At 64.0% G+C, this 14,186-nt stretch carries 13 protein-coding genes; all 13 read left to right on the top strand.

Annotated features, from left to right (window positions below):
- On the top strand, window positions 1-812 hold an 812-nt coding region (locus RMO57_RS20660; protein WP_310389878.1), incomplete at its 5' end, for a sterol desaturase family protein.
- Window positions 813-853: 41 nt separating this feature from the next.
- Window positions 854-2,380, top strand: a complete 1,527-nt coding sequence (locus RMO57_RS20655; protein WP_310389876.1) for an acyl--CoA ligase — start codon at window positions 854-856, stop codon at window positions 2,378-2,380.
- A complete protein-coding gene (locus RMO57_RS20650) occupies window positions 2,380-3,384 on the top strand; it encodes a 2-dehydropantoate 2-reductase (protein WP_310389874.1) in 1,005 nt (334 codons plus the stop codon). Before RMO57_RS20655 ends, RMO57_RS20650 begins: the two co-directional genes overlap by 1 nt.
- Window positions 3,385-3,484: 100 nt before the next feature.
- Complete coding sequence (locus RMO57_RS20645; RefSeq protein WP_310389872.1) at window positions 3,485-4,096, top strand: TetR/AcrR family transcriptional regulator; 612 nt, start codon at window positions 3,485-3,487, stop codon at window positions 4,094-4,096.
- Complete coding sequence (locus RMO57_RS20640) at window positions 4,093-5,295, top strand: efflux RND transporter periplasmic adaptor subunit (RefSeq protein WP_310389870.1); 1,203 nt, start codon at window positions 4,093-4,095, stop codon at window positions 5,293-5,295. The genes RMO57_RS20645 and RMO57_RS20640 overlap by 4 nt, the downstream gene beginning before the upstream one ends.
- Window positions 5,292-6,497, top strand: a complete 1,206-nt coding sequence (locus tag RMO57_RS20635; RefSeq protein ID WP_310389868.1) for an ABC transporter permease — start codon at window positions 5,292-5,294, stop codon at window positions 6,495-6,497. The genes RMO57_RS20640 and RMO57_RS20635 overlap by 4 nt, the downstream gene beginning before the upstream one ends.
- A gap of 1 nt (window position 6,498) precedes the next feature.
- Window positions 6,499-7,224 (top strand): ABC transporter ATP-binding protein, encoded by a 726-nt coding sequence (locus tag RMO57_RS20630; protein WP_414896467.1) that lies wholly within the window; start codon window positions 6,499-6,501, stop codon window positions 7,222-7,224.
- A gap of 73 nt (window positions 7,225-7,297) precedes the next feature.
- On the top strand, window positions 7,298-8,185 hold the full coding sequence (locus RMO57_RS20625; RefSeq protein ID WP_310389866.1) for an EI24 domain-containing protein: 888 nt from the start codon (window positions 7,298-7,300) through the stop codon (window positions 8,183-8,185).
- An 11-nt stretch (window positions 8,186-8,196) separates the two neighbouring features.
- Complete coding sequence (locus tag RMO57_RS20620; RefSeq protein ID WP_310389864.1) at window positions 8,197-8,991, top strand: competence/damage-inducible protein A; 795 nt, start codon at window positions 8,197-8,199, stop codon at window positions 8,989-8,991.
- A 257-nt stretch (window positions 8,992-9,248) separates the two neighbouring features.
- A complete protein-coding gene (glnA, locus tag RMO57_RS20615) occupies window positions 9,249-10,664 on the top strand; it encodes a type I glutamate--ammonia ligase (protein ID WP_310389862.1) in 1,416 nt (471 codons plus the stop codon).
- Window positions 10,665-10,790: 126 nt separating this feature from the next.
- Window positions 10,791-11,297, top strand: a complete 507-nt coding sequence (locus tag RMO57_RS20610) for a hypothetical protein (RefSeq protein ID WP_310389860.1) — start codon at window positions 10,791-10,793, stop codon at window positions 11,295-11,297.
- A gap of 27 nt (window positions 11,298-11,324) precedes the next feature.
- Window positions 11,325-12,443 (top strand): nitrogen regulation protein NR(II), encoded by a 1,119-nt coding sequence (gene glnL, locus RMO57_RS20605; RefSeq protein WP_310389859.1) that lies wholly within the window; start codon window positions 11,325-11,327, stop codon window positions 12,441-12,443.
- 44 nt (window positions 12,444-12,487) lie between these two features.
- Entirely contained in the window at window positions 12,488-14,023 is a 1,536-nt protein-coding gene (gene ntrC / locus RMO57_RS20600; RefSeq protein ID WP_310389857.1) for a nitrogen regulation protein NR(I), read from the top strand.
- Window positions 14,024-14,186 lie beyond the last annotated feature (163 nt).

Here is a 14,186-nt window from a genome sequence, read left to right as displayed (position 1 = left end):
CCGTGATGCTGGTGCTGATTCGCGCCTTGGAGCGCTGGCGGCCGGTCGAGCCGGTACGGGACGCTGCGGCGGTGCGGGTCGATGTGATTTACACCCTGATCCACCGCCTGGGTCTGTTCAAGCTACTGATGTTCTTCAGCATTGATCCGCTGTGGGACGCGCTGGCGGCCCGAGCCCGTATGGCCGAGCTGCCGAGTTTTCAGCTGGATGCGTTGTGGCCGGGGGTGACTGACATCGCCTGGGTCAGTTTCCTGATCTATCTGCTGGTGTTCGACCTGATCAATTACTGGCTGCACCGGGCCCAGCATGCCTGGACTTGGTGGTGGGCCCTGCATGCGCTGCACCACAGCCAGCGCCAGATGACGATGTGGAGCGACAACCGCAACCACCTGCTGGATGACATCTTGCGCGATGCGGTATTTGTCGTGCTGGCGCGGCTGATTGGCGTGGAGCCGGGGCAGTTTGTTGCGCTGGTGGCGGTCACGCAGCTGATGGAAAGCCTGCAGCATGCCAATGTGCGGCTCTGGTTCGGCCTCGTGCTTGAGCGCATCTTTGTCAGCCCGCGTTTTCACCGCCTGCATCATTCGATCGGCATCGGCCATGAGTCCTCGGGGCGCGGCACGCTGGGTGGGCACAACTTTGCCGTGCTATTTCCGCTCTGGGACATCATTTTTGGCACCGCTAACTTCGAGCTGCGCTGGGATGCGACCGGCGTGCGGGATCAGTTGGCCGAGGAAGGCGGGCGCGACTACGGGCGGGGGTTTTGGGCGCAGCAGTGGTTGGGTTTGGGGCGGCTGTTCGGGCGGCGCTGACGATAATGGGCTGCCCGAATCCGCCACTCCATGAGGCCAAGATGAATCCAGATCGCCTGTTGTTTGACTTGCTGGCCACCGGCCAAGCCGAGGCGCCGGCACTGTCGGCGCCGGGCCGCCCGCCCTTGAGTTTCGCGGGCTTGCGGGACTTGGTCTCAAACACGGTCAGCCACTTGAACGCGCTGGGTTTGGGCGCCAACGACCGGGTCGCCATCGTGCTCAACAACGGCCCCGAGATGGCGGCGTGCTTTGTGGCCTGCGCCTGCGGTGTGGCCAGTGCGCCGCTCAACCCGGGTTATCGCTTTGATGAGTTCGAGTTTTATTTGAACGATTTGCAGGCACGGGCTTTGATCGTCGAAGCGGGCAGCAGCTCGCCCGCTATTGCCGTGGCCGAGAAGCTGGGCGTGCCGATTTTGCGTTTGAGTGTTGAGACCGGTGCGCCGGCCGGGGCTTTCAGTTTGCGCAGCGACCTGGCAGCCAAGCCCATGGCCGCGCCGATCTGGTCCCAGCTCGCCGACGTCGCGATGGTCTTGCACACTTCGGGCACCACCTCGGTCCCCAAGATCGTGCCCTTGTCGCAAGCCAATCTGATCGCCTCAGCGCGCCACATTGGGCAGAGCTTGCAGTTCACGGCCGATGACTGTGGGCTCAATGTGATGCCGCTGTTTCATATCCACGGCCTGATCGCCGGCGTGTTGGCGCCGCTGGCGGCCGGCTCGCGGGTGTTTTGTACGCCCGGCTTCAATGCCTTGAAGTTTTTTGCCTGGATGGAGGAAGCCAAGCCGACCTGGTACACCGCCGTGCCGACCATGCACCAGGCCATCGTGGCGCGGGCGCGTGGCCATGCCGAGTTGATCGCCCGCCAGCACTTGCGCTTCATGCGTAGCTCCTCGTCCTCGATGCCGCCGCAGGTCATCACCGAGCTGGAGGCGGCGTTCGGCGCGCCCTTGATCGAGGCCTACGGCATGACCGAGGCCGCCCACCAGATGGCGTCTAACCCCTTGCCGCCACGCATTCGTAAGCCCGGCACGGTGGGGCTTGCGGCCGGCCCCGAGATCGCCATCATGGGCGCGAACGGTGAACTGCTGAGGGTCGGTGAAATCGGCGAGATCGTCATTCGCGGACCCAATGTGACTGCCGGGTATGAGAACAACCCGTCCGCCAACGCGGGCGGTTTCAGCCAGGGCTGGTTTCGCACCGGCGACCAGGGGCAGCTGGACCTAGAGGGTTACTTGAGCATCACCGGCCGGCTGAAGGAAATCATCAACCGGGGCGGTGAAAAAATCAGCCCGCGCGAGGTCGACGAGGTCATCATGGACCACCCGGCCGTGCAGCAGGTCGTCTGCTTCGGCATGCCGCATGCGAAGCTGGGCGAGGACGTCGCTGCGGCGGTGGTCTTGCGCGAGGGGAAAAGCGTGGACGAGGCCGGCTTGCGCGCATATGTCGCCACCCGGCTGGCCGATTTCAAGGTGCCGCGGCGGATTCTGTTCCTGAGCGAAATCCCCAAGGGTGCGACCGGCAAGTTGCAGCGCATAGGTTTGGCTGAGAAGTTAGGGCTTGGTTCCTGATGAAGTTCGCCATCGTCGGTGCCGGCGCAATCGGCGGCTTGCTGGGCACGCGCCTGGCGCTGGCGGGCGAGCAGGTGGTCTTCATCGCCCGCAATCAGAACCTTGCGGCGATACGGCAGCGCGGCTTTCGTCTGCTGCTGGAGGACGGCAGCGAGCAGCATGGGTCGCAAGTGAGTGCGGTGCAGCACATGGTCGAGGCGGGGCCGCAGGACGTGGTGCTGTTGACCGTCAAGGCCCATCAGGTGGCGGCCTTGCTGCCCGAACTGCGGGCCTTGTTCGGCCCGCACACTTTGCTGGTTAGCATGATCAACGGCCTGCCTTGGTGGTACTTTCAAAAATTAGGTGGCGCTTTTGAAGGCCGCAGCCTGGACAGCGTCGATCCCGGCGGCTTGATCGCCGGCCAGATCGAGGCCGAGCGCGTCATTGGCAGCGTGGTCTACCCGGCGGCCGAGCTGGTCGAGCCCGGCGTGGTGCGCCTGATCGAGGGCAATCGCTTCTCGCTTGGTGAGATGGATGGCAGTCGCAGCCCCCGTATTGAGGCCTTAGCCCAGGCGCTGATGCGGGCCGGCTTCAAGGCACCCATCTCCAAGGACATCCGCAGCGAGCTGTGGGTCAAGCTCTGGGGCAATCTGTGCTTCAACCCGATCTCGGCACTGACGGGGGCGACGCTGGAGGACATCTGCCGCTTCGCACCGACGGCTGAGTTGGCGGCGGCCATGATGGCCGAGGCGCAGACGCTGGCCGAGAAGCTGGGCGTGACGTTCAAGGTCTCGATCGCGCAGCGCATCGCCGGTGCCGAGGCGGTTGGCGCGCACAAGACCTCGATGCTGCAAGACCTGCAGCGCGGCCGCGCGCTGGAGCTGGAGGCCCTCGTCGGTGCGGTGCTGGAGCTGGGCCGCATCACCGCCACGCCGACCCCGCATATCGCGGCGGTCTATGCCGTTACGGCATTGTTGGAGCGTACGCTGGCACAAGCAGGTCCTGGTCAGGATTTGCGCTCATAAGATTGAGCGAACCCAGCTGATGTCAGGCCGAGCTGGACAACTGCCGCGCGCTGCCGTATATTGGTAAGTATTCAATTACTTACCAATGAGTGGTGCCCAGATGCAAGTCAGACTATCCACCGCAGAGCGTCAGGCCGAGATGGTTGCGGCCGCCCTGCGCCTGTGTCGAGACGGCAGCCCGGCGCTGATCACCACCGGTGATATTGCCGCCGCCGTGGGGGTGACACAGGGGGCGGTGTTCAAGCACTTTCCCAGCAAGGACGCGATCTGGCTGGCCGCCATGGTGTGGGTGCGCGAGCAATTGTTGGCGGCCTTGTCCCAAGCCGCGCAGGCGGCACCCGCACCGCTGGAGGGCTTGCGGGCGGTTTTTGGCGCGCATATCGACTTCGTCGGCACTCATCCGGGCGTGCCGCGGCTGATTTTTCATGAGCTGCAGCAGCCGGGAGATTCTCTCGTCAAGCAGGAGGTGCGCGGCTTGCTGCAGGCCTACCGCAAGCTGTTGATGAGCCAGTTGGCCGCTGCCGCCGAGCAAGGGCTGTTGACGCCCGATCTCGACCGCGAGGCGGCCGCCACGCTGTTCGTCGGCATCGTGCAGGGCCTGGTGATGCAGGCGATGCTGAGCGGCCAGCCGCAGATCGAGCGGGCCCAGGCCGAGCGCGTTTTTTCCATCTATGTGCGCGGCATTTGCCGATCAATTGGCAGCTCAACATGAAGCTGAATGCCACGCTATCGCGCCGCCTTGGACTGGGCTTGCTGGGCCTCTTGCTCTTGCTTGCGCTGGGTTTTGTTGTCCAGCGGTCCGGGCCCTTGGCGCCGACCCGGGTGACGGTGACTCAAGCCGCAGAAGGTCGTTTGACGCCGGCGCTGTTTGGCATCGGTGCCGTGGAGGCGCGCCGCGCCTATCAGATCGGGCCGACGACGGCCGGGCGGGTGAAACGGGTGGCGGTGGATGTGGGCGACCTGGTCAAGACGGGCCAAGTCTTGGCCGAGATGGACCCGGTGGATCTGGACGAACGGCTGGCCGCCGCCGACGCCGCGCTGGCTCGCGCAGGCAGCGTGGTGGCCGGTGCCCAGGCCCAGCTCACGGACGCCGCGTCCAAGCGCGAACTGGCCAACATCAATGCCCGGCGCTACGCGGATTTGGGCGCACAGAAGTTTGTCAGTGCCGGTGTCGTTGAAGCCAAATTGCAAGAGCAGCTGTCGGCCGCAGCCGTCGTCAGTGGTGCCGAGGCCAACCTCGGCGCGGCCCGCCAGGATCTTCAAAGGCAGCTTGCCGAGCGCGCTGGCTTGCGCCAACAGCGCGACAAACTCCACCTCTTGGCCCCCAGCGACGGGGTGGTGATTGGGCGTGACGCCGAGGCCGGCAGCACGGTCTTGGCGGGCCAAGCGGTGCTGAGGCTGATCGAGCCGGCCTCGTTATGGGTCAAGGTGCGCTTTGACCAAGGGCGCTCGGTCGGCCTGGCGGAGGGTTTGCGCGCCGAGATCGTGCTGCGCTCGAACCCCGCAGCGCCCTTGGCCGGCACGGTGGCGCGCGTCGAGGCGGTCAGCGACAGCGTCACCGAAGAGCGCAGCGCGCTGGTCACGTTTGACAAGCTGCCGGCCGGTTTGGCGGTGGGTGAGCTGGCCGAAGTGACGCTGGCGCTGCCGCCAACGGCTGCAGCCCTGTTGTTGCCTAACGCCAGCATCAAGCGGCGTTTGGACCTGCAAGGGGTCGGAGTGGGGGTCTGGCGGCTGGACGGCGACGCGCTGCGTTTTGTGCCGGTGCGCACCGGGCAAACCAGTCTGGACGGGCAGGTGCAAATTCTTGACGGTTTGAAGGCCGGCGACCGCGTTGTGGTGTTCAGCGAGAAGGCGCTGCAGGCCGGCAGTCGCGTCAAGGTCGTGGAGCGATTGACGGGCAGCCGGCCATGATCAGCTTGGCCGGCCGCGACATCCTGCATGGCTGGGGCAAGTTTGTGCTGACCGGCATTGGCCTGGGCCTGCTGATCGGCGTCACGCTGACCATGGCAGGGGTTTACCGGGGCATGGTGGACGATGCCCGGGCGCTGCTCAACAACAGCGCTGCCGACCTGTGGGTGGTGCAGCAATCGACCCAAGGCCCCTATGCCGAGGCCTCCAGCCTGCGCGATGACGTGGTGCGCAGTATTCGCGGCCTGCCCGGCGTGGCGCGGGCGGCGAACGTCACTTATTTGACGATGCAGGTTCGCCATCAGGGCGTTGACGTGCGCGCGATGGTGGTGGGTTTCGAGCCCGGCCAGCCGGGCGAGCCGGGTTTTCTGCTGGCCGGGCGCCACATCACGCGCAGCCACTACGAGGCGGTGGCCGATCTGCGCAGCGGCTTTGCTCTGGGTGACCGCATCCGTATCCGCCGCCATGACTACACGGTGGTCGGGCTGACGCAGCGCATGGTGTCGTCGGGGGGCGACCCGATGGTGTTCATCCCGCTGAAGGACGGGCAGGAGGCGCAATTCCTCAAGGACAACGACGCGATCCTCAACGAGCGCGCCCGAACCGCCGCCAATCCGGGCCTGAATCGCCCCGGTGTGCCCGGGCTGCTGGCGGCGGTTCAGGCGTCGCAGACCAGCAACCACAACGTCAACGCGGTGCTGGTGCAGGTGCTGTTGCAGGAACAAACAGGCCTGGCGGCCGAGAGCGTGGCGGCGCCGATCCGGCGCTGGAAGCACTTGGAGGCCTTCACGCGCGAGCAAATGGAGGAGATCTTGGTTGCCAAGTTGATCGCCACCTCGGCCCGACAGATCGCGATGTTTTTGCTCATTCTGGCGGTGGTCAGCGCCGCCATCGTGGCCTTCATCATCTACACGATGACCATGGGCAAGATCCGCGAGATCGCGGTGCTCAAGCTGATTGGCACGCGCGACCGCAGCATCGCCGGCATGATCTTGCAGCAGGCCTTGGGGCTGGGCCTGATCGGCTTCATCGTCGGCAAGCTGGCCGCCACGCTGTGGGCGCCGGTGTTCCCGAAATATGTGTTGCTTGAACCGATGGACGCGGTGCGCGGCCTGCTCGCGGTGCTGCTGATCTGTGCCTTGGCCAGCAGCTTGGCCATCCGGGCAGCGCTGAAGGTCGACCCTGCTGCTGCGATTGGAGGTTAGCATGACCGAAGTTGGCATTCGCATAGAAGGCATCCGCATTGAGGGCTTACGCAAGCGCTACGGCAGCGGCAGCACGGCGGTCGATGCGCTCAAAGACGTCAATATGGTGATTGCGCCCGGCGAAGTGGTGGGCCTGGTCGGGCCGTCGGGCTCGGGCAAGAGCACCTTGCTGAAATGCCTGGGCGCGGTCATCGAGCCGACGGCAGGGCGGATGATTCTGGGCGGGCAGACCATTTACGACAACGCTTGGAAAATCAGTGATTTGCGCGCGCTGCGGCGCGACCGCATTGGCTTTGTGTTCCAGGCACCCTACCTGATCCCCTTTCTCGATGTGACCGATAACGTCGCCCTGCTGCCGATGTTGGCCGGCCAGCCCAATAAGGCGGCGCGGGCGCGGGCGCTCGAGTTGCTGCAGGCGCTGGATGTGGGCCACCGCGCCAAGGCGCAGCCGTCCGAGCTGTCCGGTGGCGAGCAGCAACGCGTCTCGATTGCGCGCGCCTTGGCCAACCAGCCGCCGGTGATCCTGGCCGACGAGCCGACCGCACCGCTGGACAGCGAACGGGCGCTGGCGGTGATGAGAATCTTGAACCAGATGGCGAGCCAATACCGCACGGCCATCATCGTCGTCACGCACGACGAGAAAATCATCCCGACCTTCAAACGCATCTATCACATACGCGATGGTCAGACCTTCGAGGAGGCCGGGCAGGGCCGTGGAATAGCGTAGCGCTTGACTGAGCCGGCGCGCGCGCCTCGCTAAGATCGCGGCTTTGCTTGGCGCTCGTGAGGAAAGCATATCGATGGTCAATTCAATCAGCCTGATCGGCGACGCGTTCTGGCGCGCCGCCGCCTATTGCCTGCATCCCCGGGTGGTGCTGTTGTCGCTGCTGCCGCTGGTGTTGATGGCCGGCCTGGCGTTCGCTCTGGGCTATTACTTTTGGGAGGCGGCGGTTGACGGCGTGCGGGCCACCTTGTCCAGCTGGCGCTTGGTTGAGTCGCTGTTGGGCTGGCTCGATCATGTCGGCGCCGGCGGCCTGCGCTCGGTGCTGGCGCCGCTGTTGGTGCTGGTGCTGGCGCTGCCGGTGATCGTGGTGCTGAGCTTGCTCTTGGTCGCCTTGCTGATGTCGCCCAGCTTGGTCAGGCTGGTGGCGAAGCGCCGCTTTGCGCAGCTTGTGCGCAAGCAGGGCGGGTCTTGGTGGCGTTCTTTGGGCTGGTCACTTGGGCATGTGTCGCTGGCGCTGCTGGCGCTCTTGGTCAGCCTGCCGTTCTGGCTGATTCCGCCGCTGGTGCTGATCATCCCGCCGCTGATCTGGGGTTGGTTGGGCTACAAGGTGTTCGGCTTTGATGCGCTGGCCGAGCATGCCTCGGTGGCCGAACGCCGCCAGCTGATGCGCCAACACAAGCTGCCGCTGATGCTGCTGGGCCTGGTGACCGGCTATCTGGGTGCGGCACCCGCCGCGATCTGGGCCTTCGGCGTGATGGCGGTAGCGTTTGCGCCGTTTCTGATCGTGATTTCGATTTGGCTTTACACCCTGGTGTTCGCGTTTTCCATGCTGTGGTTCACGCACTATTCACTGGCCGCCTTGCAGCAGATGCGTGCGCTGCGTGCGGCGGCGCCTAAGCCCGCGTTGCCGAGCGTCGATGAGTTGCTGCAGCCCGCGCCGGTGCCCTTGATTCCTCCTTTGTGAGCAAACGAAAAATGAAAATCGGCCTGATCATCATTGGCGACGAAATCCTCTCCGGCAAACGTCAAGACAAGCATTTGTCCAAGTTCATAGCCCTGCTGGCCGCACGCGGCATGAGCCTGGACTGGGCGCAGTACCTGGGCGATGACCGCGAGCACCTGGTCGCGCAGTTGAAGCCCGCTTTTGCCAGCGGCGATCTGGTCTTCAGCTGCGGCGGCATCGGCGCCACGCCGGACGACCACACCCGCCAAGCCGCTGCGGCTGCGCTGGGGCGCGAGCTAACGCTGCACCCGCAGGCCCGCGAACTGATCTGGCAGCGCATCCGCGAGATGGCGCTTGAGCAAGGGGTTACGGCTGACCCCGAGCACCCCGACACCTTGCGCCGTTTGGAGATGGGCATGTTCCCGGCCGGCGCCGAGATCATCCCGAACCCTTTCAACAAGATCCCCGGCTTCTCGGTCGGCACGGTGTACTTCGCGCCCGGCTTCCCGGTGATGGCGCATCCGATGATGGAATGGGTGCTGGACCAGCGCCATGCCGACCTGCACCGCGTGGTCGGCCGGCTGGAGCTGTCAATGATTGTGCAGAGCGCGATGGAGTCGATGCTGACGCCGACGATGGTGGCCGTCGAGGCCGAGTTTGCCGGCATCAAGGTCTTCAGCCTGCCCAGCGTGGACCACCCGCAGTGGGGGCGCCACATCGAGTTGGGCGTGAAAGGTGACGCTGCTCAGCTCGACGCCGCCTATGCCGCGCTCAAGCAGGGTGTGCTTCAAATTGGTGCCACCATAGGCACTGAGTTGGTGCGATGAAGGCGTTTTAGTTGCACCTGTTTGGTGAATTTTGTGCATGAAGTAGGCGGCACCACGCCATAATTCCGCTGCCTTCTGAGCCGCACCGTGTTGGCACATAAAGTGCTAAGTACTGGGTGCGGCGCTTGAGACGTGGCGCCAAGCCGATATTTGCTTTACATCGGCGCGAGCCGATATTTGCTTTACTTCGGTGCTAAGCCGATGTCTGTTTGAGTCCCTGAATAACCAATTCCCCCCCGCTAGCTAGGAGTTTTTTGATGGCCAAGACCGTTGCCGACGTGATGAAGATGGTGCAAGAAAACGAGGTCAAGTTTGTTGACTTCCGCTTCACCGATACCCGTGGCAAGGAGCACCATGTGTCCGTGCCGGTGTCCCATTTTGATGAAGACAAGTTCATTTCCGGCCACGCCTTTGACGGCTCGTCGATCGCCGGCTGGAAAGGCATCGAAGCCTCGGACATGCTCTTGATGCCCGATCCGAACACCGCCAATATCGACCCCTTCTTCGAAGAGCCAACGCTGATCCTGAGCTGCGACGTGGTCGAGCCCAGCGACGGCAAGGCCTATGAGCGCGACCCGCGCTCGCTGGCCAAGCGCGCCGAGGCTTACCTGAAGTCGTCCGGCCTGGGCGACGCCGCCTACTTCGGCCCCGAGCCAGAGTTCTTCATCTTCGACAGCATCCGTTGGAACATCGACATGTCCGGCTGCTTCGTCAAGATCGACTCCGAAGAAGCCGCCTGGAACACCGGCAAAGAGTACGAGCACGGCAACAAGGGCTATCGCCCGGCCGTCAAGGGTGGCTACTTCCCGGTGCCACCGGTTGATTCGGGCCAGGACATGCGCTCGGAGATGTGCCTGATTCTTGAGCAACTGGGCATCCCGGTCGAGGTGCACCACCATGAAGTGGCCAACGCCGGCCAGATGGAAATCGGCACCCGTTTCTCGACCCTGGTCGAGCGCGCCGACTGGTTGCAGCTACAAAAGTACGTGATCGCCAACGTGGCTCACGCCTACGGCAAGACCGCCACCTTCATGCCCAAGCCCATCGTCGGCGACAACGGCTCCGGCATGCATGTGCACCAGTCGATCTTCAAGGACGGCAAGAACCTGTTTGCCGGCGACGGCTACGGCGGTCTGAGCGAGTTTGCGCTGTACTACATCGGCGGCATCATCAAGCATGCGCGCGCCTTGAATGCGATCACCAACCCCGGCACCAACAGCTACAAGCGCCTGGTGCCTGGCTACGAGGCCCCCGTCAAGCTGGCCTACAGCGCGCGCAACCGCTCGGCGTCGATCCGCATTCCTTATGTCGCTAACCCCAAGGGTCGCCGCATCGAGGCACGCTTCCCCGATCCATTGGCCAACCCGTATCTGTGCTTTGCCGCACTGATGATGGCCGGTCTGGACGGCGTCGAGAACAAGATCCATCCGGGCGAAGCCGCCACCAAGGATCTGTACCACTTGCCGCCGGAAGAAGACGCCTTGGTGCCGACCGTTTGCCATAGCCTGGACCAAGCGCTGGAGTGCCTGGACAAGGACCGCGCCTTCCTGACCAAGGGCGGCGTGTTCACCGATGCCTATATCGATGCCTATATCGAGCGGAAGATGCAGGAAGTGCAGCGCGTACGCATGACCACGCATCCGGTCGAGTTCGATATGTACTACACGCTCTAAAGCGGGTGAGCGACGTGGGTGAATGCCACCTGACGTCGCTTGCAGCCTGCGCTTTGCGAAAGGGACGGTCTTTACCGTCCCTTTTCTTTGGGCTTTGGGTGCGCCGGCTTGAGCCACAATCCCGCCATGCTGATTCGACCCTTTTTTCTGTTGAGCTGTGTGACTGCCTTGCTTGCAGGCGCCGTGCAAGCCCAGTCCATCGTCTATCGCTGCCCCGGCCCGCCGGTGCTCTATACCGATGCCTTGTCGCCCAAGGAAGCGCAGGCCAAGGATTGCCGCTCGATCGAAGGGACGCCCATCACGGTGTTGCCGGCCACGCGGCCGCGCGCCAATCCCGCACCGGCCAGTGCCGGTGGCGGCGAAGCCCGGGGCAGCGCTGATGGTCGCATCGACCCCAATCAACAACGTTCGCGTGATGGTGAGCGTCGGCGTGTCTTGGAGACCGAGTTGCGCGAGGCGCAAGAGCGGCTCGACGCCTTGCAGCGCGACTATGCCGGCGGCAATGCCGAGCGGCGCGGAGACGAGAAAAATTATCAAAAATACCTGGACCGCATGGCCGAGCTCAAGGCCAGCATCGGCCGCCAAGAGGTCGATGTGCAAGCGCTCAAGCGTGAGATCAGTAAGTTGCCATAGCTGGTTAGTTCAGTGGGAGGGTCGGCCATGAATCCCTTGCGCCGTGAGCCTGCTGGCTTCGAAGCCTTTGATATGTTGGCCACCATGGTGGCCGTGGTGCGGCCCGACGGCGAATGCCTGTTCGCCAATGCCGCGTTCGAGAACGTGATGCGCTTGTCGCGCCGGGCGGTGGAGCGCAGCAATCTGTATGACTGGTTTGTCGACGCTGTGCGGCTCAGCGACACCGTCACCGGCGTCGCCCGCAACGCCTATTCCAGCAGCCGCTTTGACGCGCTGCTCAGGCGCAGCAATCAGCCGCAGGAGTTGCCGCTGCCGGTGCATGTGATCGTCTCGCAGATGGATAGCAGCGAAAACAGCAGCGAAGACCAAGTGCTGATCGAGTTGATCGAAAACGCCCAGCAGACCCGCCAGGACCGCGAAGAGCGCACGCTCGACCAGGTGCAGGCGACCAAGGAGCTGACGCGCAATCTGGCCCATGAGATCAAGAACCCGCTGGGCGGTATTCGTGGCGCTGCGCAGTTACTGGCGTTGGAGTTGGCACCCACGGCGATGGGCCCGGAGCTGGCTGAATACACCGAGGTCATCATTCACGAGGTCGACCGCCTGCAGTCGCTGGTGGACCGCCTGCTGGCCCCGCACCGCCATGCTCAGGTGGTCGGTGATGTGAATATCCATGAAATCTGCGAGCGGGTGCGCCAGCTCATCTTGGTCGAATATCCGCGCGGTTTGACGATCAAGCGCGACTACGACATCTCGCTGCCGGACTTTCGCGGTGACCGCGAACAGCTGATTCAAGCGGTATTGAACATCGTGCAAAACGCTGCACAGGCCTTGCAGGCGCGCATGGCCGAGGCCGACCCGCAAGCGCCGGCCTGCATCACGCTGCGCACGCGAGTCGCGCGCCAGGTCACGATTGGCAAGCAGCGTTGGCGCCTGGCATTGGAATTGCATGTGGAAGATAACGGCCCCGGTGTGCCGGCCGAGATTCGAGATCGCATCTTTTACCCCTTGGTGTCGGGGCGAGACGGCGGCTCGGGACTTGGCCTGACGCTGGCGCAAACCATCGCTCAACAGCATCAAGGCATGCTTGACTGTGAGAGCGAGCCGGGCCGAACCGATTTCCGCTTGACCCTGCCTTTGCCCTGAGTTGCAGGATTGAGCGGCGCTGATTTGCAATAGAAGGCTTCTGCATGAAATCTATTTGGGTTGTTGACGACGACCATTCCATTCGTTTCGTGTTGGAAAAAGCGCTGACGCGCGAGGGCTTGCCGGTGCGCTGCTTCAGCAATGCGCGCGATCTGCTGGCGGCCTTGGACGACTTGGATCAGGACAGTCCGCAGGTGCTGGTGTCCGACATCCGCATGCCCGGAGGCTCGGGTCTTGATTTGCTGGCCAAGGTGAAGGCGCGCTTGCCGCTGCTGCCCGTCATCATCATGACGGCTAACACGGACCTGGACAGCGCCGTGTCGGCCTTTCAAGGCGGCGCGTTCGAGTACCTGCCCAAGCCTTTTGATTTGGCCGCAGCGGTCGAGTTGATCCGGCGGGCGCAGACCGAGAGCATGCGCGAGACGGTGGCTGAGGCGGCCGCCGCCGAGGTGCCCGAGATGCTGGGCCAAGCGCCGGCGATGCAGGATGTCTTCCGCGCCATCGGGCGGCTGAGCCAAAGCCATGTGACGGTCTTGATCACCGGAGAGTCGGGCTCGGGCAAGGAGTTGGTGGCGCGCGCGCTGCACAAGCACTCGCCCCGCGCCAAGGGGCCGTTTGTGGCGATCAACACCGCGGCCATTCCCAAAGACCTGTTGGAGTCCGAACTGTTCGGCCATGAGCGCGGCGCTTTCACCGGTGCACAGGCGATGCGCCGGGGCCGCTTTGAGCAGGCCGATGGCGGCACGCTGTTTCTGGACGAAATAGGCGACATGCCATTCGACTTGCAGACCCGGCTGCTGCGGGTGTTGAGTGACGGCCACTTTTACCGTGTCGGTGGCCACAGCGCGATCAAAACCAACGTGCGCGTTATTGCTGCCACCCACCAGGACCTTGAGCAGCGCGTACGCGAGGGTGTCTTCCGCGAAGACCTGTTCCACCGTCTCAACGTGATCCGCCTGCGTTTGCCGGCCCTGCGTGAACGCCGCGAAGACGTGCCCATGCTGACGCGCCATTTTCTGGCCGCGAGCGCCATTCAATTGGGTATCGAACCCAAACGCATCACTGACGCTGCGTTGGCGCGTTTGGCGCTGTTTGGGTTTCCGGGCAATGTGCGCCAGCTGGAGAATATCTGCCATTGGTTGACTGTGATGGCGCCGGCCCAGGTAATAGAACCCAAGGACTTGCCACCCGAAGTGCTGGCTGCGTCGGATGCTGTTGCGCCCCCTCCCCATGCGGAACACCCGGTACAGCCGATACTGGAAATTTTGGCCGTGGCGCCTGCGCTTCAAACCGCGCACGACGCAACCGTAGTGGGGCAGACGGTGATCAACCTGGCGCCGGGCCCAGCCGCAGCGCAGGCGGTTGCGGCAGCCTGGGAGCAAGCTCTGGCGGCCGAGGCGGTGGAAATGCTGTCCAGCGGCAAGCCCGAAGTGTGGGATAGGCTGACCCGGCGCTTCGAGTCCAGAATCATAGAGGCGGCATTGCTGGTCACCAAAGGCCGCCGTATCGAGGCGGCCCAGAAGTTGGGCATCGGCCGCAACACCATCACCCGCAAAATCCAGGAACTGGGACTGGAGTAGCCCGCTCCGACGCTTGTCACTTTGTGTGCCGCGCTGCCCCGCGAGGGGTGCCCGCTTGCTGGAAGCGATAGCGCGCTGCGCTCAGGTCTCGATGTTCACCACCACCGGCGCGTGGTCGCTGGGCCGCTCGTTCTTGCGCGGGACTTTGTCGATCACACAAGTC

Source organism: Roseateles sp., from assembly GCF_031397715.1.
Taxonomy (GTDB): Bacteria; Pseudomonadota; Gammaproteobacteria; order Burkholderiales; family Burkholderiaceae_C; genus Paucibacter_A.
Note: the sequence above shows the minus strand (reverse complement) of the source record. Positions and strands in the feature narration are given on the sequence as shown.